General features: G+C 39.4%; 26 protein-coding genes. 1 reads left to right on the top strand and 25 read right to left on the bottom strand.

The window, feature by feature from the left end; all coding sequences use genetic code 11:
• Nucleotides 1-8 precede the first annotated feature (8 nt).
• From ffh to AC4G3L_RS10245, 15 genes are all read right to left on the bottom strand, one after another.
• Nucleotides 9-1355: a signal recognition particle protein gene (gene ffh / locus AC4G3L_RS10315; protein WP_491076866.1), complete on the bottom strand. Its 1347-nt coding sequence runs from the start codon at nt 1353-1355 to the stop codon at nt 9-11.
• Nucleotides 1356-1366: 11 nt separating this feature from the next.
• On the bottom strand, nt 1367-1705 hold the full coding sequence (locus tag AC4G3L_RS10310; protein WP_491076865.1) for a putative DNA-binding protein: 339 nt from the start codon (nt 1703-1705) through the stop codon (nt 1367-1369).
• A gap of 364 nt (nt 1706-2069) precedes the next feature.
• The gene (gene ftsY / locus AC4G3L_RS10305; protein ID WP_491076864.1) at nt 2070-3059 is read right to left on the bottom strand and encodes a signal recognition particle-docking protein FtsY; all 990 of its coding nucleotides are present in this window, start codon (nt 3057-3059) and stop codon (nt 2070-2072) included.
• 13 nt (nt 3060-3072) lie between these two features.
• Nucleotides 3073-6642, bottom strand: a complete 3570-nt coding sequence (gene smc, locus AC4G3L_RS10300) for a chromosome segregation protein SMC (protein WP_491077186.1) — start codon at nt 6640-6642, stop codon at nt 3073-3075.
• A gap of 42 nt (nt 6643-6684) precedes the next feature.
• Nucleotides 6685-7410 carry a ribonuclease III gene (gene rnc / locus AC4G3L_RS10295; protein ID WP_491076863.1) on the bottom strand — a complete coding sequence of 242 codons (726 nt, stop codon included), beginning with the start codon at nt 7408-7410 and terminating at the stop codon, nt 6685-6687.
• Nucleotides 7411-7594: 184 nt separating this feature from the next.
• A complete protein-coding gene (locus AC4G3L_RS10290) occupies nt 7595-7828 on the bottom strand; it encodes an acyl carrier protein (protein WP_491076862.1) in 234 nt (77 codons plus the stop codon).
• A gap of 75 nt (nt 7829-7903) precedes the next feature.
• Entirely contained in the window at nt 7904-8650 is a 747-nt protein-coding gene (gene fabG / locus AC4G3L_RS10285; protein ID WP_491076861.1) for a 3-oxoacyl-[acyl-carrier-protein] reductase, read from the bottom strand.
• Complete coding sequence (gene fabD / locus AC4G3L_RS10280) at nt 8643-9602, bottom strand: ACP S-malonyltransferase (protein ID WP_491076860.1); 960 nt, start codon at nt 9600-9602, stop codon at nt 8643-8645. The genes fabG and fabD overlap by 8 nt, the downstream gene beginning before the upstream one ends.
• 26 nt (nt 9603-9628) lie before the next feature.
• Nucleotides 9629-10612 (bottom strand): phosphate acyltransferase PlsX, encoded by a 984-nt coding sequence (gene plsX, locus AC4G3L_RS10275; RefSeq protein WP_491076859.1) that lies wholly within the window; start codon nt 10610-10612, stop codon nt 9629-9631.
• Nucleotides 10609-11193, bottom strand: a complete 585-nt coding sequence (gene fapR, locus AC4G3L_RS10270) for a transcription factor FapR (RefSeq protein WP_491076858.1) — start codon at nt 11191-11193, stop codon at nt 10609-10611. Before fapR ends, plsX begins: the two co-directional genes overlap by 4 nt.
• Before the next feature lie 104 nt (nt 11194-11297).
• The gene (gene recG / locus AC4G3L_RS10265) at nt 11298-13346 is read right to left on the bottom strand and encodes an ATP-dependent DNA helicase RecG (protein WP_491076857.1); all 2049 of its coding nucleotides are present in this window, start codon (nt 13344-13346) and stop codon (nt 11298-11300) included.
• On the bottom strand, nt 13339-13539 hold the full coding sequence (locus AC4G3L_RS10260; protein ID WP_491076856.1) for a hypothetical protein: 201 nt from the start codon (nt 13537-13539) through the stop codon (nt 13339-13341). Before AC4G3L_RS10260 ends, recG begins: the two co-directional genes overlap by 8 nt.
• 33 nt (nt 13540-13572) lie before the next feature.
• Nucleotides 13573-14235: an L-serine ammonia-lyase, iron-sulfur-dependent subunit beta gene (sdaAB, locus tag AC4G3L_RS10255; protein ID WP_491076855.1), complete on the bottom strand. Its 663-nt coding sequence runs from the start codon at nt 14233-14235 to the stop codon at nt 13573-13575.
• Between the two features lie 97 nt (nt 14236-14332).
• The gene (locus AC4G3L_RS10250; RefSeq protein ID WP_491076854.1) at nt 14333-16012 is read right to left on the bottom strand and encodes a DAK2 domain-containing protein; all 1680 of its coding nucleotides are present in this window, start codon (nt 16010-16012) and stop codon (nt 14333-14335) included.
• Nucleotides 16013-16030: 18 nt separating this feature from the next.
• Nucleotides 16031-16393 (bottom strand): Asp23/Gls24 family envelope stress response protein, encoded by a 363-nt coding sequence (locus AC4G3L_RS10245; RefSeq protein ID WP_491076853.1) that lies wholly within the window; start codon nt 16391-16393, stop codon nt 16031-16033.
• Nucleotides 16394-16637: 244 nt separating this feature from the next.
• Between AC4G3L_RS10245 and rpmB the strand changes: the two genes are divergently transcribed.
• Nucleotides 16638-16826 (top strand): 50S ribosomal protein L28, encoded by a 189-nt coding sequence (gene rpmB / locus AC4G3L_RS10240; protein WP_491076852.1) that lies wholly within the window; start codon nt 16638-16640, stop codon nt 16824-16826.
• Between the two features lie 218 nt (nt 16827-17044).
• Here rpmB and spoVM read toward each other — a convergent pair whose 3' ends face one another.
• From spoVM to def, 10 genes are all read right to left on the bottom strand, one after another.
• Nucleotides 17045-17125, bottom strand: a complete 81-nt coding sequence (spoVM, locus tag AC4G3L_RS10235; protein ID WP_049671465.1) for a stage V sporulation protein SpoVM — start codon at nt 17123-17125, stop codon at nt 17045-17047.
• 77 nt (nt 17126-17202) lie between these two features.
• Nucleotides 17203-17853 (bottom strand): thiamine diphosphokinase, encoded by a 651-nt coding sequence (locus tag AC4G3L_RS10230; RefSeq protein WP_491076851.1) that lies wholly within the window; start codon nt 17851-17853, stop codon nt 17203-17205.
• A 233-nt stretch (nt 17854-18086) separates the two neighbouring features.
• Nucleotides 18087-18734 carry a ribulose-phosphate 3-epimerase gene (gene rpe, locus AC4G3L_RS10225; RefSeq protein ID WP_491076850.1) on the bottom strand — a complete coding sequence of 216 codons (648 nt, stop codon included), beginning with the start codon at nt 18732-18734 and terminating at the stop codon, nt 18087-18089.
• Between the two features lie 2 nt (nt 18735-18736).
• Nucleotides 18737-19618 (bottom strand): ribosome small subunit-dependent GTPase A, encoded by an 882-nt coding sequence (rsgA, locus tag AC4G3L_RS10220; RefSeq protein WP_491076849.1) that lies wholly within the window; start codon nt 19616-19618, stop codon nt 18737-18739.
• A 17-nt stretch (nt 19619-19635) separates the two neighbouring features.
• Nucleotides 19636-21666 (bottom strand): Stk1 family PASTA domain-containing Ser/Thr kinase, encoded by a 2031-nt coding sequence (gene pknB / locus AC4G3L_RS10215; protein ID WP_491076848.1) that lies wholly within the window; start codon nt 21664-21666, stop codon nt 19636-19638.
• Between the two features lie 5 nt (nt 21667-21671).
• A complete protein-coding gene (locus tag AC4G3L_RS10210; protein WP_491076847.1) occupies nt 21672-22424 on the bottom strand; it encodes a Stp1/IreP family PP2C-type Ser/Thr phosphatase in 753 nt (250 codons plus the stop codon).
• A gap of 4 nt (nt 22425-22428) precedes the next feature.
• A complete protein-coding gene (gene rlmN / locus AC4G3L_RS10205) occupies nt 22429-23514 on the bottom strand; it encodes a dual-specificity RNA methyltransferase RlmN (protein WP_491076846.1) in 1086 nt (361 codons plus the stop codon).
• A 3-nt stretch (nt 23515-23517) separates the two neighbouring features.
• Entirely contained in the window at nt 23518-24864 is a 1347-nt protein-coding gene (gene rsmB / locus AC4G3L_RS10200; protein ID WP_491076845.1) for a 16S rRNA (cytosine(967)-C(5))-methyltransferase RsmB, read from the bottom strand.
• Nucleotides 24865-24867: 3 nt separating this feature from the next.
• Nucleotides 24868-25809 (bottom strand): methionyl-tRNA formyltransferase, encoded by a 942-nt coding sequence (fmt, locus tag AC4G3L_RS10195; protein ID WP_491076844.1) that lies wholly within the window; start codon nt 25807-25809, stop codon nt 24868-24870.
• Entirely contained in the window at nt 25806-26291 is a 486-nt protein-coding gene (gene def, locus AC4G3L_RS10190) for a peptide deformylase (protein WP_491076843.1), read from the bottom strand. The genes fmt and def overlap by 4 nt, the downstream gene beginning before the upstream one ends.
• Nucleotides 26292-26313: the final 22 nt, after the last annotated feature.

Genomic DNA, 26313 nt, shown 5'->3' with positions numbered 1-26313 from the left:
ATATTTTTTTACATGAAAGGTAGCTTAAAGCCGCCTTTTTTCTTGCCTTTTTGCTGCATGCCAGTCATTTGCTTCATCATTTTCTTCATGTCTTCGAATTGTTTCAGAAGGCGGTTGACTTCCTGGATCGGTCTTCCGCTTCCTTTGGCAATCCGTTTACGTCTGCTGGCATTAATAATTTCAGGCTGTTCCTTCTCTTTCTTAGTCATTGATTGAATAATAGCTTCAACGTGAGCAATTTGTTTATCATCAATGGAAAGATTGTTCATTCCTTTAATTTTATTTGCACCTGGAAGCATTTTTAATATATCATCCAACGGTCCCATTTTTTTGACCTGTGCAAGTTGTTCCAGGAAATCATCAAATGTGAAGGAAGCTGTACGCATCTTCTTCTCAAGCTCACGCGCTTTATCTTCATCCACATCCGTTTGAGCCTTCTCGATCAGTGTGAGAACATCGCCCATTCCAAGAATCCTGGAAGCCATTCGTTCAGGGTGGAATGGTTCAAGAGCATCCAGCTTCTCACCCATACCGACAAATTTAATCGGTTTTTCAGCTACTGAACGAATAGATAATGCTGCACCACCGCGTGTATCTCCATCCAGTTTGGTTAAAATAACACCGGTGATTTCGAGTTGGTCGTTAAAGCTTTTAGCTACATTGACTGCATCCTGTCCGGTCATTGCATCTACAACTAAGAAAATTTCATCAGGTTTCACAGCTTCTTTAATTTCAGCCAATTCACCCATCAAATTCTCATCAATATGCAAACGCCCTGCCGTATCAACTAACACATAATCACAATGCTCTTCTTTAGCTTTGGCAACCCCCTGCTTGGCAATTTCTACTGGACTAACTTGATCTCCCAGAGAAAATACCGGCATACTAAGTTGACTACCTAATGTTTCAAGCTGCTTAATCGCTGCGGGACGATAAATATCGGCAGCAACAAGCATTGGTTTACGATTATATTTTTTACGGAGCAGATTAGCCAGTTTACCGGTAGTTGTTGTTTTACCGGCCCCCTGTAAACCAACCATAAGGATAACAGTTGGCGGACGGTTTGAAACAGCAATCTTACTTTGTTCCCCACCCATTAATTCCGTCAATTCTTCCTTAACAACCTTGATTACCTGCTGACCAGGTGTCAAGCTCTTTAAAACTTCTTGACCAATAGCCCTTTCATTGACACGTTTGATAAAATCCTTAACTACTTTAAAGTTAACATCCGCTTCAAGAAGTGCAAGTTTTACTTCTCTCATCATTTCTTTTACATCTGCTTCCGTAACTTTACCCTTGCCTCGAATTCTTTGCAATGTGCCCTGCAGTCGGTCGGCTAAACCTTCAAATGCCATTATGCCGCCTCCTAATCTAACTTTTCAAGAGATGCTATAATCTCAATCAGTTGTTCTTTAACATATTTTTCATTAATCTGTTCTGTTAAACTTCCTAACTTATTGAGCAAAAGGCTGCGTTCCTGTGATTTATGAAACAGTAAAAGCTTAGCCTCGTATTCTTCAAGCATCGCTTCTGTTCGCTTAATATTATCATAAACGGCCTGGCGGCTCACCTCATATTCATCGGCAATCTCACCCAGGGAATAATCGTCCAGATAATACAGAGACATATAACTTTTTTGCTTCGGTGTCAGCAATGATTGATAGAAGTCATATAGGTAATTGATCCGCATTGTTTTCTCAAGCATTACTGACCCTCCAACTCTGTTAAGTGAAATACCTTTACAATATACAAGTTTAATCGGTAAATCAAAGAATGTCAAGAACCCATTCCTAAAGAGATAAAGCTAGTTTTACCAAGGTTTTTAAGGCAATTGTCAGATTCAGAATAGAAGGCAGAACCTAACTCATTTGTTTCGTAAAATAACAGATTATTTCAATGATTAGCGCTGTCCCGCTCTCTTAAACATCTCCTACCTATATTGATTGTTACAAGGAACAATCAAGCATCATAAGAATTCGCAAGTCTACTATATATAATATTTCTGTTACACCTTTATTACATAACGAAAGAGCCTGAGATTGATCCCAGACTCTCCCTATCGTACAGGTTTATTCTTCTGCTTTATCTACTAATTCAGCAAACAGGCCATACACAAATTGTTCAGCATCAAATACTTGCAAATCATCTATTTGCTCTCCCAAACCTGCAAATTTAACAGGTATGCCGAGCTCATTGCGAATCGCAATGACGATTCCGCCTTTCGCTGTGCCGTCCAGCTTTGTCAGAACAATCCCGGAAACATCCGTTGCTTCCTTAAACGTTTTTGTTTGGATTAGTGCATTCTGTCCTGTTGTGGCATCGAGAACTAACAGCACTTCATGTGGAGCACCTGGGATTTCCCGCTCAATAACTTTTTTAACCTTTTCAAGCTCTTTCATAAGGTTAACCTTATTTTGCAATCTCCCCGCAGTGTCGCACAGAAGAATATCCGCTTTACGTGATTTGGCAGCCTGTACGGCATCGTACATAACCGCAGCAGGATCGGAACCGGCACCTTGCTTAATGACGTCTACGCCAACCCGGTCTCCCCATACTTCCAATTGTTCGATGGCACCGGCACGGAATGTATCACCTGCTGCCAAAAGCACCTTTTTACCCTCACTCTTATATTTATGAGCAAGCTTCCCAATCGTTGTCGTTTTACCAACACCATTTACTCCAACAAACAGGATGACGGTCAGCTGTCCGTCCTGAATATTAACCGCATTAGTTTGCTCCTCGCCAGCCTGATAAATTTCTACAAGCTTTTCGGAAATAACACTTTGTACGTCTTTTGTATCTTTAATATTGCGGCGTTTAACTTCGAATTTCAATTTATCAATCAGTTCCATAACGGTCTCGACACCGATATCTGCCTGAATCATAACGTCTTCAAGCTCTTCAAAGAAGTCTTCATCCACTTCTCTGTAGCGAGCAACCAAATCATTGACCTTTTCGGAGAATGAGTCCCTTGTTTTGGTCAATCCCTGTTTAAACTTTTCAGATGTAGTACTTGTCTGTTCAGTAAATTTTTCTTTTAGCTTCTTAAAAAAACTCATGTATTTACCACCTTTATGTTGATTCAATCAATTCCCTGGATTCCTCCAGACGGACAGATACCAGCTTTGAAACTCCTGATTCCTGCATCGTAACACCGTACAGAACATCAGCTTCTTCCATTGTTCCCTTACGATGTGTTATCACGATAAATTGGGTCTCTTTACTGTATTGCTTTAAATACTGGCTAAAACGGTATACATTCGCTTCATCAAGCGCTGCTTCCACTTCATCCAGTATACAGAACGGTACCGGTCTTACCCGCAAAATCGCGAATAAAAGTGCGATTGCCGTTAATGCACGTTCTCCGCCTGATAATAAGCTGAGATTCTGCAACTTTTTACCCGGCGGCTGCGCAATAATTTCCACACCGGTATTCAGTATATCATTCGGATCCGTTAATTTAAGTTCTGCTCGTCCTCCACCAAACAACGATGGAAACACCACATTGAATTCCTTTTTTATCGCATTGAAGGTAATCTCAAAACGGCGCTTCATTTCTTCGTCCATTTCCTCAATAACATCAAACAATGTATCTTTTGCTTCCTGCAGATCATCTCTTTGGGCAGATAAAAATTCATATCGCTCAGAAACACGGTCATACTCTTCAATTGCACCGATATTGACTGTTCCCAGCTCTTCAATGGAAAGCTTGATTAATTTGACTTTCCGTTTGGCTTCTTCAGGTTCCACCGTAAGTTGATATTGCTTTTTAGCCGCTTCAAATGTGAGCATGTATTCTTCTCTCAGCGTATCTAGTCGGGCATCCATTTCTACATCTAATCGATTCAGCTTAATTTCTTCATCTTTTAATGTTTCAGTTAAACCTCTATATTGACGTTTCCACTCTTTTAGTTCAACTTCACTTTCTTCAACAAGCTTTAATAATTCTTCTCGCTTTGTACGCAATGCCTTTATATCACGTACCGCTTGTTCTTTCTGTTCAAGCTTCTCTGCCGCAGTTTGTTCCAAATTGGTTTCACCTGTGGAACTCGATGACATTTCGCCATTTAACAGGGAAAGATCTTCTTCACTATCACGTATGTTTTGTTTTACTTCATTCAATTCAGACGTCAAACGCTCCACTTCATTTTGTTGATGCTGGAGCTGTTCTGTTTTTGAGGCTAATTGAATCTTTAGTTCATTCAATTCCTCAACCAGGACATCCTTACTCGATTGATCCATCAGCTTTTGCTCGGTATACCTGCTAATATCAGCATCCATTTGTTTTATGGATAAATCGTAAGCGGAAAGGTTGTTTATCAATTCTTTCTTACGATTTTCTTTCATATGACGCTCTTCATCGAGCGAAGATTTTTCCATATCATAAATGGTCAAGCGTTCATTAACATTGCGTTCTTCAATTTTCAATTCCCGTATTTGTCCTTTAATGGACTCTTCATTCAGACGAAGGGTCTCCCCGGCTTCACGAAGGCGGGTGACTTGTTTTTCAGACTCAGCTAAATCCGCTTTTATTTTCTTAACATGCGCTTCCAGTTTAGCTGTTTGTTCTTCCATTTGAGAGATTTTATCGACCAGCTCTTCTTTTTCACCCTTACGCGAAAGAATTGAAGAACCAGATTGCCTGTTTGCTCCGCCCGTCATCGCTCCTCCAGGACTGACAATATCTCCTTCAAGAGTGACAATTCTATATCTATATCCGGCAAGTTTTGCAATTTCATTGGCCCCAACCAAATCTTTTACAATGAAAACATTACCCAAAAGACTCGCTATGACGTCTTTATATTTCTCATCAAACTGCACAAGATCAGCAGCAAGCCCAATAAAGGCCTGATGGGACGCGGCAGTCTGCAATATCTGTAATGGAACATGCTTGCCTTTGATAGTTGATAAAGGCAAAAACGTAGCTCTCCCCAACCGGTTTCGTTTTAAGAAGGCGATTGCTGAACGGGCATGTTGTTCTTCTTCTACAACGATATTTTGTAAAGCTCCGCCTAATGCAGTCTCAATCGCAATAGCATAATCCTTTGGCACGTGAAGCAATTCAGCAATAGCTCCCTCAATTCCATGTAAATTTTTATTCTTTTCTTTCAGAATCTCCTTTACACCTTGGAAAAATCCGGAGTAGTCCTCTTCCATCTCTTCAAGCATTTCTTTTCTTGATTTTGCTTTTTGTAAGTATTGATAAGCCTGATAAAGAGTTTTTTCTTGTTTTTCATATTGAGTCTTTAAATTTTCATGTGAGCGCTGCAAGTCGCGATAACGGTGAATTTGATTTTCCAAATCATGCTGGATGGCATGAAGGCGAATTTCCGTTTCCTTCAAACGAGCTGTAACCTGTTCCCTGGAAGACAATAATTTTTCATTATCCCGATCCAGCTTTGCATGTTTATTTTGCTGCTGGCTTAATTGCTGTTCCAGATAGGTTAGCTCATGTTTTGCCGCTGCCTGCTGATTTAACTGTTCAATGTACTCACTTTTTAACGCATCAATCTTAGCTTCCAAATCTCCATCAAAGTTACTGAGCAAACTTTGTTTCTCTTGCAATTTCTGTTTCGATTTTTTCGTTTCAGCCTGTAGATGATGTAACCTACCCATTTTTTCATCTCGGATAGTTGTTACCTGAATTAATTTATCTCTCCAAATTTGCAAACTTTTTTCGAGATGCTGCTTATTTTGGCTCGCATTCTTCATTCTTTCAATTAGGACTTGCTTACGCCCCTCTACCTTCTCCAGTTCTTCACTGACAGATAACAAGGTAGACTGCAGTGATTGAACTCGATTATCAAGCTCTGTTAATTGTAAGCGAATCGCCTCTACTTCAGATTCTTTATCCTGAATTAATAAACTGAATTCGGAATCCTTTGTTTGATGCTCTTTTAGCTGTTTTGACAAAGCTGTCCATTTTTCATGAAGGACCTCTATCTCGTATACAAGCAAGGCAGCTTCAAACTCCTCAAGCTCCTCTTTTTGCTGAAGATAATCACGGGCGATAGATGCCTGGATTTGAAGCGGCTCCACCTGCCCCTCCAATTCATGCAGAATATCATGAACACGGTTTAGGTTAGCTCTTGTTTCCTCCAGCTTAACTTCCGCTTTCTTTTTCCTCGTTTTATATTTTAATACACCAGCTGCTTCTTCAAATATCGTGCGTCGTTCTTCAGCTTTACTACTTAAAATTTCTTCTACTTTTCCCTGGCTTATGATTGAAAAAGCTTCCTTCCCAAGGCCTGAATCCATGAATAAGTCAACGATGTCTTTAAGTCGACATGGTTTTTTATTAATGAAAAAGTCACTGTCACCAGAACGGGTTACCCTTCTTGTGACACTAACTTCATGGAAATCAATCGGAAGGAACTGACTCTCATTATTTAATGTTAGCGTAACTTCCGCAAAGTTAAGAGCTTTTCTGGAGTCACTTCCAGCAAAGATAATGTCCTCCATTTTGGTTCCTCTTAACGATTTTGCAGATTGTTCACCCAACACCCAACGAATTGAATCTGTTATATTGCTTTTGCCACTCCCATTCGGACCTACCACAGCAGTTACACCTGAGACAAATTCAACGGAGATACGTTCAGCAAAAGATTTAAATCCTACTATATCCAACTGTTTCAAAAACAATTGTTTATCTTCTGACATGGTACCCAACTGCCTTTTAATTATTTATTTACTGCTTTTCTGCAAGTGAATAAGTGCTTGCTGTGCAGCATGCTGTTCTGCTTCTTTTTTTGACTTGCCTTTACCTGCCCCAAACTCCTGTCCATTCAGGGATACTCTCGCTATAAATTCTCTGTTATGAGCAGGGCCTTTTTCATTCAGTATTTTGTACTCCAGTATACCAATTCCGTCTTTTTGAACCAATTCCTGCAGCTGGCTCTTAAAATCCATCACATGAGAAAAAGCACCGTCATTAATTTTTGGATAGACTGATTTATTTAAAAATTCAATCACAACATCTAATCCCTGATCTAAATATAAGGCGCCGATAAACGCTTCGAAGACATCTGCCAGAAGAGCCGGTCGTTCTCTTCCACCTGTCATTTCCTCCCCTTTACCCAATAAAATTAAAGGTCCAAAAGAAAATTCAAGGGCAAATTTAACAAGGGAAGGTTCACAAACAATTGCCGCCCTAAGTTTTGTTAACTCTCCTTCACTCATCGTATTGAACTTTTTGTATAAGAATTGCGATACAGTTAATTCCAGCACCGCATCCCCTAAAAATTCCAATCTTTCATTATCTTCATATGGTTTTCGACGATGCTCATTCACATAGGATGAATGTGTAAATGCTTGTTTTAATAGGTTGATGTTGTTAAATGATACACCAAGCCTTTCCTGAAATGCTATGAAATCCGCATCAGTATTTGTCTTTCGTTTACTTTTCTGCATATTGACCCCCTGCTAAATCTGACTAAAAAGTTTCTCACATTTTAGTATATATAAATCCATAGAAATGGAAAAGGTACAAAAAGAAACGTCTTCCTTTAATCTAAGTGTTTTTCATATATACAGACATCTTATATAATAGCATGAAAAGCCCCGTATTTATACGGAGCTTTTCAAAGGAAACTAATTAGTTTTGGCTTTTTATGTAGTTCACAGCATCGCCAACTGTTGCAATTTTTTCAGCATCATCATCTGAAATTTCCATACCGAATTCATCTTCAAGTTCCATAACTAATTCAACTACATCAAGTGAATCAGCACCAAGATCATCTTTAAAAGAAGCTTCAAGTGTAACTTCGGATTCGTCTACACCAAGGCGATCCACGATTATTTTAGATACTTTTTCTAGTACGTCTGACACAACTTCACCTCCCTTCAAGCATCATACCCTAGTCTATTGTACAAGGGTTATTAAACATATTCAATCACTTAGTCACTACATGACCATTCCGCCATCGACCTGAATCGTTTGACCTGTTATATATCCAGAATCTTCGGAAGCCAGGAAAACGGCAGTTTTAGCCACGTCCTCAGGTAATCCAAAACGGCCCAGTGGAATTTGCTTCCGCATTTGCTCTCCAACTTCTTCAGTTAATACATTGGTCATATCTGTTTCAATAAACCCGGGGGCAATAGCATTTACCGTTATTCCTCGAGCCGCCAATTCTTTAGCAGTTGTCTTGGTTAATCCTATGACACCTGATTTTGCAGCTACATAATTAGCCTGCCCGGCGTTTCCACTCACACCGACCACAGAAGAAATATTGATAATCCGCCCCTGCCTTTGTTTCATCATTTGCCTGGATACGGCTTTCGTACAAAGGAATACTCCTTTTAAATTGGTATTAATTACAGAATCCCAATCTTCTTCTTTCATACGAACTAACAAATTATCACGTGTGATTCCAGCGTTATTTATTAAAATATCAAGTTTCCCAAATTGTTCAGTAACGCTCTTTACCATGGCAGTAACGGAATCAGCATTCGTTACATCTCCCTGGATAGCTACTGCTTCTCTGCCCATTTCTTTTATTTCACTGACCACCTGGCCTGCTTTTTCACTGTTTCCCGCATAATTAACCGCCACGGAGGCGCCTTCTTTTGCCAAAGCTATGGCAATGGCACGACCGATTCCTCTGGATGCACCCGTTACCAGTGCAACTTTTCCATCCAATTTACCCATTTGCCTTAACCTCCGCATCAAGTGAATTGACCACATTTTTACATGATTCAATATCTTTTACTGAATATGTTTTTACGCTGCGGTTGATTTTTTTAACCAACCCTGAGAGAACAGTCCCTTGGCCAAACTCGATAAAAGTTGTAACACCCATATTGATCATATATTCAACTGATTGCTGCCATTTCACCGGAGAATACAACTGCTTGATCAGACTTTCCTTCATTTCACTCCCAGTTCCAGCTTCAGTGCCTGAATAGTTCGAGATAATTGGGTAATCAGGAATCTGAATTTCTATGTCATTGAGTGTTTCCGCAAGCTTACTTGCTGCAGGTTTCATCAATGAAGAGTGAAAAGGACCGCTGACTTCCAAAGGCAGTATTCTTTTAGCTCCTTTTTCTTTCGCAAGCTCTCCTGCCAACCTTACCCCTTCAGTTGTACCGGAGATAATAATCTGCCCGGGTGAATTTAAATTCGCTAATTGTACCGGTTCTCCTTGATTCGTTATCGTTCTTGTTACATCTTCTAAATGTGACGCATCCATACCAAGAACAGCACTCATCGTTCCCATCCCGGAAGGAACTGCCTGCTCCATATACAAGCCTCGATTGCGCACTAATTTAACCGCATCCTGAAACTGGATTGATCCAGCAGCTGTATAAGCCGTATATTCACCAAGACTGTGACCTGCCATATAATCAGGCTTTAGATCAGACATTTCTCGAAAAACGCTAAGTAGTGCCAAACTAGTAATCAAAAGACTAGGCTGTGCATTATATGTATATGTTAATTTTTCCTGCGGACCTTCGAAAATCACCTTACTAAATTCTTCACCCAAACATTCATCTGCTCTCAAAAAGAGGGTTTTTGCATTCGGATAATTATCGTAAATATCTTTACCCATCCCCACTGTTTGTGATCCTTGACCCGGAAAAATAAAAGCAAATTTAGTCATCTTATCCCCCTTATTGTTCATTCCCCTTACTGTTCGTTTATCGCATCATGAATCGTTTCAGCAACATGATGTTCAACCATAATTTTTGCTTGGCGTATAGCATTATAGAATGCATTCGCATCTGAAGAACCATGCGCTTTAATGACAGGAGCCTTTAATCCAAATAGTCCAGCCCCACCGTATTCAGAGTAATCCAGCTTGTTTTTCAACTCTTTAAATCCAGGCTTTAAAACAGCCGCCGCCAATTTGCTCTTTAAATCAACCATCATAGCTTCTTTTAACATTTTAAATAAAGCAGAAGCAGTTCCTTCTGTTGTTTTGAGAACCATGTTTCCGGTAAACCCATCTGTAACCACAACATCAGCCACACCATTTAACAAGTCCCGGGCTTCTACATTACCAATAAAATTAAAGTCAGCATCCTTTAATAAAGCAAATGCCTGTTTGGTCAGCTCATTCCCCTTTTTTTCTTCTGTTCCAATATTCAACAATCCAACCCGAGGATTTTTAATATTACGAACCTTTTCAGCATATACAGATCCCATCAATCCATACTGGTATAAATGTTCAGGCTTTGCATCGGCATTTGCTCCTACATCTAATAATACAAATCCATTCCCATCGATTGTCGGTAATGTCGGGCTAAGCGCAGGTCGGTCAATCCCATCAATTCTTCCAACCACAAAGAGCCCCGCGGCCATTAGAGCACCCGTATTTCCAGCCGAGATGCATGCATCGGCTTGTCCATCCTTAACATACTGAGCAGCAAGAACCATTGATGCATTTTTCTTTCTTCGTACTGCTCTCACCGGTTCATCTTCACCGGTTATCACTTCATCCGTATGGATGATCGTAATCCGTTCTGTAGAAGTTAGATGATTTTTAATCTCAGTCTCATTGCCCATAAGCACGATTTCCAAATCCGGAAAAGCTTTAATAGCTTTTTCTGCGCCTTTTACAGATTCCTTTGGACCATGATCTCCACCCATAGCATCTAATGCAATTTTCATTTTTGTTCATCCTTTTTCTCAGTAGTTGTTCTGTACATGGAAAACTCCCCTTTAAAGACCAGCTCTTTACCTACAAAGCTGTGTACCGTAATCAGGGATCTACCTTTATCCCTATCCACTTCTATAACCTTAGCTTTCGCAATCACACGATCGCCTTCATACACAGATTTTGTGAAGTGAATGGCAGCTTTTGCTGTTAAGGCCAGTTCCTCATTCGTTACCGCCACAGCCAGTGAATTAGCCTGGGCAAATAAATAATGACCTCTGGCAATTTTATTTCGTTTAAACACATGTTCAGGTTTTATATCTAATAAAGAAATAGCACTATTGTCCAAGTCAAGATCAATAATATCTCCTATAATTTCATCAACAGGCAGAGATTTGATCTCATCTGTCATTCTCTTCTCAGCAACAGACTTTATTCTTTCTCTCAATTCCGGGATGGATAATTCCAAACGATCCAAGCGAATCGTTTGTATGCTAACCAGTAATTGTTCAGCCAATTCCTCATCGGTAATAAAAGGATTATCTTGTATCATATCCTTTAATATAGCTTGTCTATCCTTCTTGTTTCGTTTCAAAAGCCTTCACCTTCCGAAGTGTTATGACTAGGTACTAATAGTAGTATATAATTATAAAAAAAAGATTGCAAGAATTTTTCGGACTCCAACAAGCAATCTGTCAATCAATCTAATTTCTCACCTTCGAGAACTCCTGAATTTGACAGGTAATCTCTAAGGTACTTATACTTTTCATCCGTCCAGAATTCAGATCCCGCAATTAATTCTTCCGCATCTTTCCTGGCCGTTTCAAGCGCACGGTAGTCATGGACCATATCAGCTATTTTAAATTCAGGTACCCCACTTTGCTTTCTTCCAAAGAAATCTCCCGGACCTCTTAATTCCAGATCTTTCTCACTTAACGCAAATCCATCTGTTGTATCACACATCGCATTTAATCGTTCAATTCCCACTTCTGTCTTCGGATCTGCTATTAAGATACAGTAAGATTGGTCAGCACCCCGGCCTACACGGCCTCTTAATTGATGAAGCTGCGACAATCCAAATCGCTCAGCATCATAGATCATCATCACTGTGGCATTTGGTACATTTACACCCACTTCTACAACGGTTGTTGACACAAGTACTTGAATATTATTATTCCCAAAACCGCGCATAATTTCATCTTTTTCATCGGCAGGAAGCTTACCATGCATAAGCCCAACAGAGTACTTTGGACTGAAATACTGCGTCATAGCCGTATGAACATCCAGTACATTTTGCAAATCAAGCTTTTCAGACTCCTCAATTAGAGGACAAATCACATAAGCCTGCCGCCCTTGTTCTAATTCTTTACTCATAAAAGCCAGAATCCTGTCCAGCATATTATGCTTAGCCCAATACGTTTCTATTTTCTTTCTTCCTGACGGCATTTGATCAATGATAGATACATCCATTTCGCCAAAGACCGTTATGGCAAGCGTCCTCGGGATAGGTGTAGCTGTCATGAATAGCACATCGGGACTTTCACCTTTTTCTCGCAAGATCCGGCGCTGCTCTACACCGAATCGATGCTGCTCATCCGTAATCACAAGTCCAAGCTTTTTAAAATTCACATCTTTTTGAATTAAAGCATGTGTCCCTATCAAAATATCAATTTCTCCTCGCTCAAGCATTTCCATCATTTCACGTCGGCGCTTACCCTTCACGCTTGATGTAAGGAGAGCTACATTTACAGCAAATGGCTGCAGTAGTTCAAATAGGGAATTGGCATGTTGTTCTGCCAAAATTTCTGTAGGTACCATTAAAGCTCCCTGATATCCTGCTGTCACAACAGCGTATAGCAGGATAGCCGCCACCACCGTTTTTCCTGAACCAACGTCACCCTGGAGCAATCTGTTCATGCGGTATGGAGACCTGATATCCAGTGCAATTTCATTAATGACCTTTTTTTGCGCATCGGTCAGTTCAAATGGTAAAGACGAAATAAACTTCTTCAATTTTTGATTATCATATGCATGCACTTGGCCATTCGAATTTTCTCGCTTCACTTTTCTGAGAGCTTGCATTTTAATTTGGAACAAGAGAAATTCTTCATAGACAAATCTTCTGTGGGCTTGCTTTACTTCAGCCGCATTTTGGGGGAAATGCAAGTAACGTAAGGCCAGTCCTCTTTCCGGCAACTTATATTGCACAAGATAATCTTCAGGCAATATTTCCACGATTCTCTCATGATAGGTAAGGTAGGCTGATTTAATCCATTTACGAAGTGATTTGACAGAGAGATCACCTTTAACATGATACACTGGCTCAAATTCCTGTTCCCTTGCCTGAGAGCTAAGTTTATATTCAGATGCCGTCAGGGTTAAACGGTTTTTATCCCATTTCCCCGTTACGGTTATCGTTTCATTCAGTGTTAACTTATTTTTAATATATGGCTGATTAAAAAAAGTTACAGTAATGATATGACGGCCTGTTAACAGCTTAACATTCAAACGAGATTTCTTCCGTCCAAAATAGGTTAAATTAGGGGCTGATTGAATGACCCCTTCGACAGTTATCCGTTCATCATGGGCTGCTTCCACGATGTCTTTTATTCTATAATCTTCATAACGATAAGGAAAATACTCAAGCAAGTCCGCAACTGTATAGATGCCAATATTATTTAGCTGCATAGCGGATTCTGGCCCTATCCCTTTTACTGTATCTACTGATAAATCATTTAATCTATCCATTTTTAAGTAAAACCCCAAATATTCTTGATTCCAACTCTCGGTCCGTTGGTGTAACATAAATCGTTCCCATTACAGCGTTCAGCTCTTTTACGGCTTCAGCCTTGTATACTGCATCCCGCAGATTCATAATGTCAGATATCTTCTCAACTTTACTTTCAACAAGTTCAACCAATCCGGCAACATTGCGAAACATATAGCAACCTCCTCATAAAGGATTATCTGCACTTTAATCCGAAACTTTTGTAACTTGTTTTACATGGTCCAATAATGAAATTTCCTCTAAAATATCCTGACCGATATTTTGATCGACCTCTATTGTCATGAGCGCCATCTTTCCTACATCTTGCCGTGAAACTTCCATATGTCCAATATTAATTTCATGCTTGGCAAGAATATTGGATACACTTGCAATCGCACCGAATCGATCATCATGGACAACTAAAATGGCCGGATGATGGCCTGATAAGCGCAGTTCAAACCCATTCAGTTCAAGTATTTCAATTGCACCTCCGCCAATCGAAATACCGACTAATTCCAACTCACCTTCATCATCACCCATTCTGATTCTGACCGTATTCGGATGGTCTGTTATGGCATCTTCTTCCACAAAAGTTATCTGCATGCCTTTCTCTTTGGCAATATCAAGAGAATGGATAAGACGCGGGTCCGATGTATCATAATCCAGTAATCCTGCCACAATAGCCACATCTGTACCATGCCCTTTGTACGTTTTAGCAAAAGATTCGTAAAAAGAAACAATCGCCCATTTAGGCTGTCTGTTAAACAGGCTTCTCGCCACCCGTCCTATCCTTACCGCCCCCGCCGTATGGGAACTGGATGGACCAACCATAATCGGACCGATAATATCAAATACACTTTTATATTTCATTACATACCCTCTCCAGTACAAAAATGTGAAAAAACCTATACATACTGAAATAGAAGGGGTTTCCCCCTTCTATTATTGTAATGATTGATATGTGTTTTTATTCAGCAGCAAATATATAGGAATACAATGGCTGTTTCCCATTATGCACTTCAACTTCTACATCTGGATAAGTATCCGCACAATATTGAACAAGACGATCCACTTCATCCTGGGAACTTTCTTCCCCATACAAAATAGTTAGGATTTCTGCATCATCGAGAATGTTTTCCAGCACTTGTTTAGCAGCTTCCACTCTATCCTTGTTTTTCACTTTAATTTTACCATCAATCAGACCCATATAATCGTTTTTCTCAATTTCAAGTCCTTCTATGCTTGTATCACGTACCGCAAACGTAACTTGTCCCGTAATAACATTCTCTAAGGCATCCTTCATCATTTCCTCATTATCACTTGCTGGAGAAGCAGGATTAAAGGACAACAAGGCAGTCAACCCTTGAGGAATCGTTTTACTAGGGATTACCGTAACGGGCTTTTCTATTACATCAGAAGCCTGTTCAGCTGCCATAATAATATTTTTATTATTTGGCAGGATGTAAACATGATCAGCATTAATGGATTCAATTGCTTTTACGATATCTTCTGTGGATGGGTTCATCGTTTGCCCACCTTCAATGACTACGTCCGCACCAATGCTTCTGAACAAGTCAGCAATCCCTTCGCCCATAGCAATTGCCACTACACCAAAATCTTTCTTTTCAGTTTTGGTAGGTACAGCATTTTCCCGCAGTTCATTCGCTGTTTCATTTAAAATAGCAGAATGTTGTTCACGCATATTATCCACTTTAATTTTAATTAAAGTGCCATATTTTTGCCCGTAGTTTAAACAATTACCCGGATTTTCTGCATGAATATGAACTTTTACGATATCCTCATCAGCAATAACAAGCAGTGAATCTCCATATTGGCTTAAATCATTTCTAAAATTTTCTTCATTAAACGGATTTTCCGCCAATTTTTCAGGTTCAAAACGTACCATGAATTCAGTGCAATAGCCGAATTCAATATCTTCTGTTTTGATATGCCCCGAAACATTTATATGATGTTCCGCTTTCACAAGCTCATCCATTTTAGGTGTGAATTCAGGCGTTTCAGCAAGCTTTTCACCTTTTAGCTCAGCTAGGAATCCTTCATAAACGAACACCAATCCCTGGCCACCACTATCTACTACGCCAACTTCTTTAAGCACTGGCAGTAAATCAGGAGTACGTTTTAGGGAAGCTTTAGCTTCTTTTACAATAGCCTCCATTACTGCGATTACGCTTGTTTCTGATTCAGCTGCTGTTAGCCCTGCCTTAGAAGCTTCCCTTGCAACAGTCAAAATTGTACCTTCAACAGGTTTCATAACTGCTTTATAAGCAGTTTGCACACCAGCTTCAAATGCCAATGCAAATTCCTTACTGTCAATAGTTGCTTTTGGTTCTATATTTTTGGCAAATCCCCTGAATAATTGGGATAAAATAACGCCTGAGTTTCCACGCGCACCCATCAGCAATCCTTTTGCTAAAGATGAACCAACCTTCCCGATATGATCCTGTACATTGTTTTTTACCTCTTTAGCTCCTGATGTCATGGATAAATTCATGTTCGTTCCTGTATCACCATCCGGAACAGGAAATACATTTAACGAATCAACTAATTTAGCGTTGGCAGACAGCCTGTTCGCACCCTGTATGACCATTTCGGCGAATCTTTTGCCGTCAATAGATGTTATAGCCACTCAATTTTCCTCCTTAAATTACGGATTCGTAACCCGAACCCCTTGAACAAAAATATTAACGGATTCTACCGATAATCCAACAGTTTGGTTTAATGTATATTTAACTTTAGATTGTACATTATGAGCGATTTCGGAAATTTTTGTTCCGTAGCTTACAATGATATACATATCAATATGTAACTCATCTTCATTCTGTCTGACTACTACTCCTTTGGAGAAGTTCTCTTTACGTAAGATTTCACTAATTCCATCTTTAATTTGATGTTTGGATGCCATACCGACGATTCCATAACAATCTACGGCTGCACCACCTGCAATGATTGCTAATACATCATTCGAAATATCTATTTGTCCGTATTTCGTACTCATTTCAATGGACATATTTGTTCCCCCTTTATGGTCACCATAGCTAGAATCTATTTTACTATAATCACTTTTGAATGGAAAGCCCTTATCCTATACCAATTAATCAAAGTTAAAATCGTATGTCAAGGTTTTTTTCTTGAAAGACCTTTTCAATTGTATTGCATTATAGTGATAGGTATGTTAAATTATTAAAGTATCTTTTGAAGAGACCGACTAAAAAAGAAATGATTAATATAGGCAGTAAGGAGGGAATTGGGCTATGTCACGCAAATGTTTTATTACCGGCAGAAAAACAACTTCCGGAAACAATCGTTCTCATGCCATGAACGCTAACAAACGTACATGGAAAGCTAACGTTCAAAAAGTTCGTATTCTTGTTAACGGTAAACCGAAAAGAGTATACGTATCTACAAGAGCGTTAAAATCTGGTAAAGTTGAACGCGTATAATAAACGATAACAAGCATCCTTTAAAAGGATGCTTGTTCATTTTTCCCCTATTTATCCCTGTTTAGTCTTATGTTTTTACTATTTTATTTAGTATTGATCCAAAGGATTCGCTCCAAGTTAGAGTATGGGTCGGGATTTTTTGTGCGAATCATATAGTGAAAAAACGCTTAATCCTACAAGAAAAACACCCCATAGCAGGGTGCCATATTATATTAAATTTAACCCTTTTTAAAAGCTCCCAACATAGCCTTAACGATTCCTCCCAAAAATCGGGGCAACTTAATCGTATAAAATTTCATTGTGTCCCTCCTTAGCTCTGCCCAGTTCTCATTAATCACTTTACATTCATATAATAGTAAAAAGTCCAACAGTTCATTCAATCTCTGCTTCTTACCACCAATAATATGCCATTCGAAAACGAAAAAGTACCAGTTTTGAAATTTAATTCATTACTGACTGACAATGTCCTGCCTCGGTATAGGGTACGATTTGCTAAAGGATATTTAAAATTCAAAAGCGTCAATCCCTCTACCTCATCGGTAATCGGTATAAAAGATATGTATTTGAAATCCGTATCTTCGACTACATAAGATCCTGGTTCAAAAAGCGTGATAATATTATTCTGATCCACTATACTTGTTGGAATATTTTTTTTTAGATTGTCTTTATTAAGCAGCATCATGATATTAGCGAGGGTATGGTCCATCCTGCCGCCTGTTGCTCCATAAACCGTGATTCTTTCCGGACTTTGGGTATAAGCCCATTCAAGAGCCAATTCCAGATCTGTAGCATCCTTTTCTGGAGGAAACTCAAAAAAGAGGTCGCAATTATCCTGCACCTGTTTCAATTCCTCTTTAGATATAGAATCAAAATCTCCAAAAACACTATTAAGATGAATACCTGCCTCCAAAATCCGTAATGAGCCTCGATCCACACCAATCCAGATTGTTTCACTTCCTTCACTACGTAACTTTCTTAAATCAGGAATGTACATAGCAGGACCACCGGCAACAATATTAATTTCCATAAGGTATGCTCCTTTACTCATTTGTCATACAAAAAAGGGTTATCCTCTTGTAACTTAATGGACAACCCTTTCCTTATTACTTTTTGCAGAATTCTTTCACTATTCAGGCATAAACGCGATTGACGTTCGAAAAACACTTTTTCCCTACACAACCTGTATATAATGCCCATTCATATGAAGAATCCTCATTGCTTTATAGATCCTTCTTTTATCAGCGCAAAACACTCAATAGATTACTCGCCGCGAATGGCTGCGATCGCTTTCTTCCTGTCTTCTTTATTATAAATAGCAGATCCTGCCACAAGCACAGTAGCACCTTTATCAATGCATAGTCTGGCGGTTTCTTCATTTACACCGCCATCAATCTCGATTTCAATGGATAAGCCTTTTTCCTTAATCATTTTATCCACCTGTTCTATTTTTTCCAGAACACTTGGTATAAAGACTTGCCCGCCAAAGCCTGGGTTTACAGACATTAAAAGAACCATGTCGATATCTTCCAGAATATAATCTAAAACATCAGGAGATGTGGCAGGATTTAATACTACACCTGCTTTAACCCCAAAAGATTTTATCAACTGGATCGTACGATGCAAGTGCGTACAAGCTTCTGCATGGACCGTTATATAATCGGCACCAGCTTTTGCAAAGGCTTCTATATATTGATCCGGATTTTCAATCATGAGATGAACATCAAGCGTTAATTTGGTAATAGGACGCACGGAATCAACAATAAGTGGGCCAATCGTTATATTGGGAACAAAATGACCATCCATCACATCAATATGAATCCAATCTGCTCCGCCTCTTTCAACATCACGGATTTCCTCTCCCAATTTTGAAAAATCGGCTGATAATATGGATGGAGCAATTTTAACCATAGTTAATACCTCGGCTTTCTATCTTTAATTTCCTCAAGGAATTGCAAATAATGATTATATCTGTATTCCTCTATCTCGCCCGTTTCAACACCTTGTTTAACAGCGCATTTGGGCTCCTTAACATGAAGACAGCCCCTAAATTTACATTCCGAGCTTTTTTCTCTTAATTCTGGAAAACAACCAGTTAACTCCTCGGCTTCGATCTCGTTAAATTCAAGAGAACTGAATCCCGGTGTATCTGCCAATAAGCCATCCCCAAGATCAATAAGCTCTACATGCCTTGTTGTATGCTTTCCTCTGCCTAAATGAGAGGAAATTATATTGGTTTTTATATTTAGAGATGGATCCAGTACATTTAGCAGAGATGATTTACCAACTCCGGATTGTCCGGCAAATACTGAGATTTTCCCTTTCAGGTAAGGCTGTAACTCAGATATCCCTGATTCCTCCAAAGAAGACGTTAAAATGACCTCATATCCAATTTCTCTGTACTGTTCTGCATAATCTTGTATCTTCTTCTCACCTTCAGAATCCAGTAAATCCATTTTACTGATACAAATGATTGGTTCAATATTCTTAGATTCAACCAATACTAAAAATCGATCCAATAAGTTCGTACTGAATTCGGGCTCTGCAGCTGAAAACACAAGAATGGCCTGATCTACATTGGCAATGGGCGGACGTACTAATTCATTCCTGCGTTCTTTAATTTCCATGATATATCCATCCGTTGGATTTTCCGCTTGATAAATAACCGTATCTCCGACAAGAGGCGTAACCTTTTGTTTTCTAAAAATACCCCGGCCTCTGCATTGAACGATTTTACCCTCATCAGCTACATAATAAAAGCCACTCAACGCTTTAATGATTTTGCCTTCAGGCATATAGGCCCTCCTTTTTGTTAACTGTCCGAATAACTAATTACACCTTCATCATAAACACTATTATCCTTTATGATCTTATACCCTGCTTTACCATTATGAGGTATGGTAAATTGTAATGTTTTTTTGACAGTTTTTGTTATTTCAAATGTATCTACTGGTTCTGTCATATTATTGTTCAGGTCCTCAATCAGTATTGTCACCATTTGAGGCACACCGGCTAATTCTTCATCATACGTTATGGTCACTTCTTTACTCGTTTCTTTAGGTGGAATTTCTTCTTCCCCTTTGGAAATAGTTACTTTTACTTCTGAACCAACCTCAACAGCCGTTCCTGCTGCAGGCTCCTGAGAAATGACTTGACCCTCTTTAATCGTTGAACTGTATTCCTCTCTTGCTATGGTGATTTGTAGTCCCGTATCAGCCTCGTAATCATCCAGTGCCTTCTGATTATAATCAGTTAAATCTTTGAGAGTAAGTTTGGAAGGTCCACTGCTTAGTGTTAATATTAATATTGTCTCTGAAGGGATGACTTCTTCTCCCTGCCTAGGCTCTTGTTCAAGTACAGTCCCAGCTTCTGAATCATCATTTACCCTATTAATTTCAATATCTCTAAAACCAAATTCTTCTATTAGCGGCTTAATATCCTCATAATGACGATCCTCATAATCGGGGACCTCCACTTGCTCTTTTCCACTGCTGAAATAGACATTAATAACCGCACCCTCTTTAACGGTATCTCCTGCTTCAGGGTCTGTTTTAATCACATTTCCAGCTGCAATTTCTTCATCGGGTTTTTCAATTGTGTCTCCGATTTCGAAGCCTTGCTTAATTAGAGTGGACATGGCTTTCTCCAATTGTGTGTCACTAATATCAGGTACCTCAACATCCTTTGCGGCAAACATTCCCGGCAGAATCAAGAGCGCCAGAATCGCAAGCAGAATGAGTGATGTTAAAATAATTCCTGTTATCTTAAGCCATTCTCTCTTTTTCTTAGACTGCTGTTTTTTCTTTTTTGTTTTATCTTTCTTTTTCTTTTGCTTTTGCTTTTTCACAGAGGCATTTTTTCCTGCTGATCCGTTAACCTGCTCCATTAATACAGTATCTTCATCAATCGGTACGACTTTCGTCTCATCATAATTCTTAAACAAATCATCATTCGTTATAATCGGAATCGCTTTTGTTACATCATCATCATTTGGTATGGAAAACTTACTTTCGTTTAATCTTTCCGGATTTAGAGCCGTTTCTATATCTTCTTTCATTTCATCCACACTTGCATACCGGTGAAATGAATCTTTAGCCGTTGCTTTTAAGATGATATTTTCCACACTTTGAGGAATCGATGGATTCCACCTGCTTGGAGCCGGGGTCTCTGATTGGAGATGTTTCAGTGCTATTGAAACGGCAGACTCACCAGAAAATGGCAATCTCCCGGTGATTAATTCAAACATAACAATTCCAAGAGAATAAATATCCGACTTTTTATTCGCCATTCCGCCTCTTGCTTGTTCAGGAGACAAATAATGAACAGACCCGAGGACAGAGTTCGTCTGCGTTATGGAAGTTGCACTAAGAGCCATCGCGATCCCAAAGTCAGTGATTTTCACATTACCGTCGTGATCAATTAATATATTGTGTGGCTTAATATCTCTATGTACAATATGGTTCTGATGGGCATGCGATACAGCCGATGTGATTTGTTTCATAATATCCAATGCTTTTTCAACTGGAATCGATGAATAGGTCTGAATATATTGTTTTAATGTCATTCCATCGACATATTCCATCACAATATAATAAATATCTCCCTCTTCCCCAACGTCAAAGATACTCACAATATTTGGATGCGTCAAACTTGTGGCGGATTGGGCTTCCCGATGAAATCGCCTAATAAATTCCTCATCATCGGAAAAATCCATACGAAGAATTTTCAATGCAACGTCCCGGTCAAGTATCATATCTCTTGCCAGGTATACATTTGCCATGCCTCCTCCACCAATCATGCGGATAATCTTATATCTGTCACTAATGCGTTTGCCGGCCAACATATAACTCACCCACCTTCACTTTCAAAGCTGTGCAGAAGGATTACTAGAGTTATATTATCTTCTCCTCCGTTTTCATTAGCTTTTTGAATATATGTACCTGCAATATGGTCTAATGATTCACTGCTCGTAATAATGGTTTCTATTTCTGATTCAGAAAGTTTATCAGAGAGACCGTCTGAACATAATAACAGACGATCCCCCTCTTCAATATTAATTGTTTTTATATCGACATCCACACTTTTTTCTGTTCCTAGTGCACGAAGGATGACATTTTTTCTGGGATGGTGTGCGGCATCTTCTTTAGATATTTGACCGGAACGTACAAGCTCATTAACCAGGGAATGATCTTCAGTCACTTGTTTAAAGCCACTTTCATTCAAAAGGTAACATCTGGAGTCTCCAACATTTACAATTGTGGCTGTTTTATCCGTACAAATCACGCCAACAATAGTTGTCCCCATTCCTTCACATTCCTCATGTGTCATAGAATGCTCGTAAATTTCACGGTTAACACGCTTAATTTGCTCTTCTAAAAACAATTCGATAGAACTTGGTGAATCTGTCAGCAACTCTGTCTCCCATGCTTCTTTTAGTTTGGAAACAGCCATTTCACTTGCTACATCACCTGCTTTATGACCGCCCATTCCGTCTGCAATGACAGCAAAGATCATAGAAGGATTACCCTTATAAAATATACCGCCCTGATCTTCATTATGGATTCTCACCTTGCCCCGGTCTGTTCTAAAAACTGCCTTCATCCCTTCACCTCGTCTCTTCTTTCCTTTCTTTTGCTCTCAGTTGCCCGCAAGCTGCATCAATATCATGACCTTGCTCTCTTCTCGTTGTCACATTTATACCTTGATCTTTCAATGTTTTTTCGAACAGATCAATTTGTTCTCTTGGTGTTCTTACATACTCCCGTTCAGGAACATAGTTGACCGGGATTAAGTTCACATGGCATTTAATATCTTTTATTAAAGCCGCCAGTTCAAGGGCATGCTCAACCTGGTCATTTTCACCACCGAAAAGTCCATATTCAAATGTAATCCTTCTGCCTGTTTTATCAACATAATACTTAACGGCCTCCATTAATTGAGGAAGCTTGTATGCTCTGTTAATAGGCATAAGCTTACTGCGCAGCTCAGTATTTGGAGCGTGCAATGAAATAGCAAAATTGATTTGTAATTTTTCATCTGCAAATTTATATATTTTAGGGATGATTCCACTCGTCGAAACCGTTATATGACGTGCTCCGATATTCAGCCCTTTATCATGGTTGATAATTCGCAGGAACGACATCATATTGTCATAGTTATCGAATGGTTCTCCAATACCCATAATAACAACAGAACTTACTCGTTCATTCATTTCATCCAGTGCCTGCTGGACCTTTACAACCTGTGCAACAATTTCCCCGGCTTCTAGATTTCGCTTTAATCCGCCAAGAGTAGAAGCACAGAATGTACAGCCGATACGGCAGCCAACCTGTGTAGTCACACAAACAGAGTTTCCATAGTCATGACGCATTAATACGGTCTCAATGGAATACCCATCCTGTAATTCAAATAAGAATTTAATGGTGCCATCTTTTGATGTTTGCTGAACAAGTGTTTTTAATGTCGTTAGTGTAAATGCTTCATTTAGTTTTGCACGTAAATCTTTGGATAGGTTGGTCATATCTTCATAAGAGGAAACCCTTTTTTCATATAACCATTCAAAAATCTGTGTTGCACGGAATGCTTTTTCTCCGTTTTCTTCGAGCCATTCTTTCAGTTGATCTAATTGCAAGGAATAAATAGATGGGGGGCTATCCTGCTTCTTTACTTCCTTAGTTGTTGTTTGTCTCATTCCTTACGCCTTCTTTCGAATAGAAGCAATAAAAAATCCATCGCTTCCAAAATATTGAGGTAGTACTTGTAAACTATTATCTATAATATAAGGTCTCACCTTTTCAGGCATTCTGTCTTTAAGTGTAAGATCCTTCTCAAACTCAGGATGTGCCTGAAGAAATGCGTCAATAACTGCATTATTTTCATCATTGCCAACAGTACATGTACTATAAACGATTGTACCGCCTTTTTTTACTAATTGGGATACTTGATGTAAAATATCGAATTGAATTTTCGCGAGTGAGTTCAAATCTTGCTCACTTTTAGTATACTTGGCATCCGGTTTTCGTTTTAACACGCCCAAGCCAGAACAAGGAGCATCCACAAGGATTTTATCAAACATTTCCGTATCAAAAAATTCCGGTGTTTTCCTTGCATCCATTTGCTTAGTTTCAATATTCGTTAAACCAAGTCGTTTTGCCTGCGTATCAATTAATTTTGTTTTATGTGCATGAAGATCCAGTGCGTATATTTGCCCGGTCTTATTCATTTTTTCAGCAATATGCATCGTTTTACCGCCTGGTGCTGCACAGCTATCCAAAATGATTTCGTTTTCTTTCGGGGCTAAAGCATAGGCCACGAGCATAGAACTCTCATCCTGTATGCTAAATAGTCCTTCCTTAAAGCTCTCTGACATAGCCATATTTCCTTTAAGGCAGCGGATCCCTTCCTCTATTAAGAGACTCGGTTCAACAATATACCCTTCACTTTTCAGCTTTTCTATCAATTCTTCTCTGCTGATTTTCGTAACATTTACTCTGCCAGTTTGCACAGGAGCATGCAGGTTTTCTTCACACATTTTTTCTGTTTGCTCAATACCGAATTCATTTGCCCACTTTCTTACAAGCCATAATGGATGACTTGTTGAGATCGCGATTTTTTCAAGGGGATCCGTTAAACTATCCACTGACGGAACTCCTTCACGCTGAATAGATCGAAGTACACCATTAACCAAAGAGGCAATTCCACGATGTCCGCGTTTTTTAGCAATTTCCACTGCTTCATGAATCGCAGCCCGATCAGGTACACGGTCCAGAAAATGCATTTGAAAAACGGTCATTTCAATAAGCGATAACACCCAAGATTCTAGCTTCTTAGGATTTTTAACAAAAGGTCTCACATAGTATTCCAGTGTCATTTTCCGCTGGATAGTCCCATATGTCAACTCGGTCAATAACCCTACATCCTGTGGAGAGAGGCTATTTTCTTTGATAGCATGGTTTAATGACAGATTGCTGTATGCCTGGCTTTTTTCGACAGAAACCAGGATATCTAGCGCTATTTCTCTAACATTCTTTTTTTGTGGCATTCTTTAATCTCCCAATTTCATTCCTGTTGATATAATGGCTGTACCTCGGAGCATTTGCTCAGCAGTCATTCTTTTCTTGCCGGCCAATTGCAAATCGGTAATTTTGATTGCTGTATCATTGCCTGTTTTCACAATAAATCCATCTTCCTCAATCTCAAGTACATCACCGGCATTCCCTTTTTTATCGCTCTTCACTTTTTCGCCCCACCATACTTTTAAAACCGTTCCATTTAGTAAAGTATAGGCTACCGGCCACGGATGCAATCCGCGGATATGATTATAAATCTCCTCACCAGTCAGTGTCCAATCGATTAATTCCTGTTCTCTTTTAATATTGTAAGCGAAAGTTGCTTCTTCTTCATTTTGTTTGATTGGAGTGATTTCTCCATTCAACAATTTCGGAATGGTTTGTGAAACTAATTCAGCGCCAGCTTTGCTTAATTTATCATGTAAACTGCCGGTATGATCTGTTTCTTCAATCGGAACTTCCACTTTAGCCAGCATATCGCCGGCATCCAGCTTCTCTACCATGTACATAATGGTGACACCGGTCTTCTCTTTTCCCTGCATTATCGCATAGTGGATAGGTGCTCCGCCACGTAATTCAGGCAGTAAGGATGCGTGTACATTTATACAGCCTAACTCCGGTGCCTCTAATAAACGATTCGGCAAAATTTGCCCAAATGCTGCTGTGACAATTAAATCCGGATTTAAGGCAAGTACCTTGTCCACTTCAGAATCCACTCGGATTTTCTCGGGTTGCAGAACAGGTATGCCGTATTTTTCAGCGGTCACCTTAACAGGAGGCGGTGTCAAAATGCGTTTACGTCCAACCGGACGATCAGGTTGTGTTACTACACCTACGATTTCGTATCCATCTTTTATTAAGCGTTCCAAAACACCGACAGAGAAATCCGGTGTTCCCATAAATACTATTTTAGTCATTCAACTTCATACCCTTCCAACTCTTCTTCACTAATATAACGGACGACTTTAGAAGTAAATAAGATTCCTTCCAAGTGATCCATTTCATGCTGAATTGCTCTCGCCAAATAATCTTCAGCTTCTAAAATATATGTTTGTCCATTACGGTCCTGTGCCTGTATCTTAACATATGTTGGGCGCTCAACCTCCCCATATAGGTTCGGAAAGCTTAAACAACCCTCCACATCCTGGTCCATACCTTTAGCAGAAAGCATAATTGGATTAATCAGTTCAAATGTACCTGATTCATCATCTACATCAACGATTGCCACTCGTATATTTTGGCCAATTTGCGGAGCAGCCAATCCTACACCATCTGCGTTAATCATTGTGTCATACATATCATCCAGTAATTTTGCTAATTTATGATCAAATACTTCAACCTTTTTACAGGGAGTTTCAAGAATTTTATCTGGGTGTTTTACAATCGGTAGTACCGCCACTTATACATTTCCGCCTTTCTAT

Source organism: Bacillus sp. z33, assembly GCF_058313615.1.
This window is presented reverse-complemented; position numbering and strand designations above follow the sequence as displayed.

What these genes read in the sequence shown, in the direction of transcription:
- ffh (WP_491076866.1), bottom strand. Translation starts at nt 1,355, where the DNA reads ATGGCATTTGAAGGTTTAGCCGACCGACTGCAGGGCACATTGCAAAGA.
- AC4G3L_RS10310 (WP_491076865.1), bottom strand. Translation starts at nt 1,705, where the DNA reads ATGCTTGAGAAAACAATGCGGATCAATTACCTATATGACTTCTATCAA.
- ftsY (WP_491076864.1), bottom strand. Translation starts at nt 3,059, where the DNA reads ATGAGTTTTTTTAAGAAGCTAAAAGAAAAATTTACTGAACAGACAAGT.
- rnc (WP_491076863.1), bottom strand. Translation starts at nt 7,410, where the DNA reads ATGCAGAAAAGTAAACGAAAGACAAATACTGATGCGGATTTCATAGCA.
- fabG (WP_491076861.1), bottom strand. Translation starts at nt 8,650, where the DNA reads ATGGGTAAATTGGATGGAAAAGTTGCACTGGTAACGGGTGCATCCAGA.
- fabD (WP_491076860.1), bottom strand. Translation starts at nt 9,602, where the DNA reads ATGACTAAATTTGCTTTTATTTTTCCGGGTCAAGGATCACAAACAGTG.
- plsX (WP_491076859.1), bottom strand. Translation starts at nt 10,612, where the DNA reads ATGAAAATTGCATTAGATGCTATGGGTGGAGATCATGGTCCAAAGGAA.
- recG (WP_491076857.1), bottom strand. Translation starts at nt 13,346, where the DNA reads ATGGATAGATTAAATGATTTATCAGTAGATACAGTAAAAGGGATAGGG.
- AC4G3L_RS10260 (WP_491076856.1), bottom strand. Translation starts at nt 13,539, where the DNA reads ATGTTTCGCAATGTTGCCGGATTGGTTGAACTTGTTGAAAGTAAAGTT.
- sdaAB (WP_491076855.1), bottom strand. Translation starts at nt 14,235, where the DNA reads ATGAAATATAAAAGTGTATTTGATATTATCGGTCCGATTATGGTTGGT.
- AC4G3L_RS10245 (WP_491076853.1), bottom strand. Translation starts at nt 16,393, where the DNA reads ATGTCCATTGAAATGAGTACGAAATACGGACAAATAGATATTTCGAAT.
- rpmB (WP_491076852.1), top strand. Translation starts at nt 16,638, where the DNA reads ATGTCACGCAAATGTTTTATTACCGGCAGAAAAACAACTTCCGGAAAC.
- spoVM (WP_049671465.1), bottom strand. Translation starts at nt 17,125, where the DNA reads ATGAAATTTTATACGATTAAGTTGCCCCGATTTTTGGGAGGAATCGTT.
- AC4G3L_RS10230 (WP_491076851.1), bottom strand. Translation starts at nt 17,853, where the DNA reads ATGGAAATTAATATTGTTGCCGGTGGTCCTGCTATGTACATTCCTGAT.
- rpe (WP_491076850.1), bottom strand. Translation starts at nt 18,734, where the DNA reads ATGGTTAAAATTGCTCCATCCATATTATCAGCCGATTTTTCAAAATTG.
- rsgA (WP_491076849.1), bottom strand. Translation starts at nt 19,618, where the DNA reads ATGCCTGAAGGCAAAATCATTAAAGCGTTGAGTGGCTTTTATTATGTA.
- pknB (WP_491076848.1), bottom strand. Translation starts at nt 21,666, where the DNA reads ATGTTGGCCGGCAAACGCATTAGTGACAGATATAAGATTATCCGCATG.
- AC4G3L_RS10210 (WP_491076847.1), bottom strand. Translation starts at nt 22,424, where the DNA reads ATGAAGGCAGTTTTTAGAACAGACCGGGGCAAGGTGAGAATCCATAAT.
- rlmN (WP_491076846.1), bottom strand. Translation starts at nt 23,514, where the DNA reads ATGAGACAAACAACAACTAAGGAAGTAAAGAAGCAGGATAGCCCCCCA.
- rsmB (WP_491076845.1), bottom strand. Translation starts at nt 24,864, where the DNA reads ATGCCACAAAAAAAGAATGTTAGAGAAATAGCGCTAGATATCCTGGTT.
- fmt (WP_491076844.1), bottom strand. Translation starts at nt 25,809, where the DNA reads ATGACTAAAATAGTATTTATGGGAACACCGGATTTCTCTGTCGGTGTT.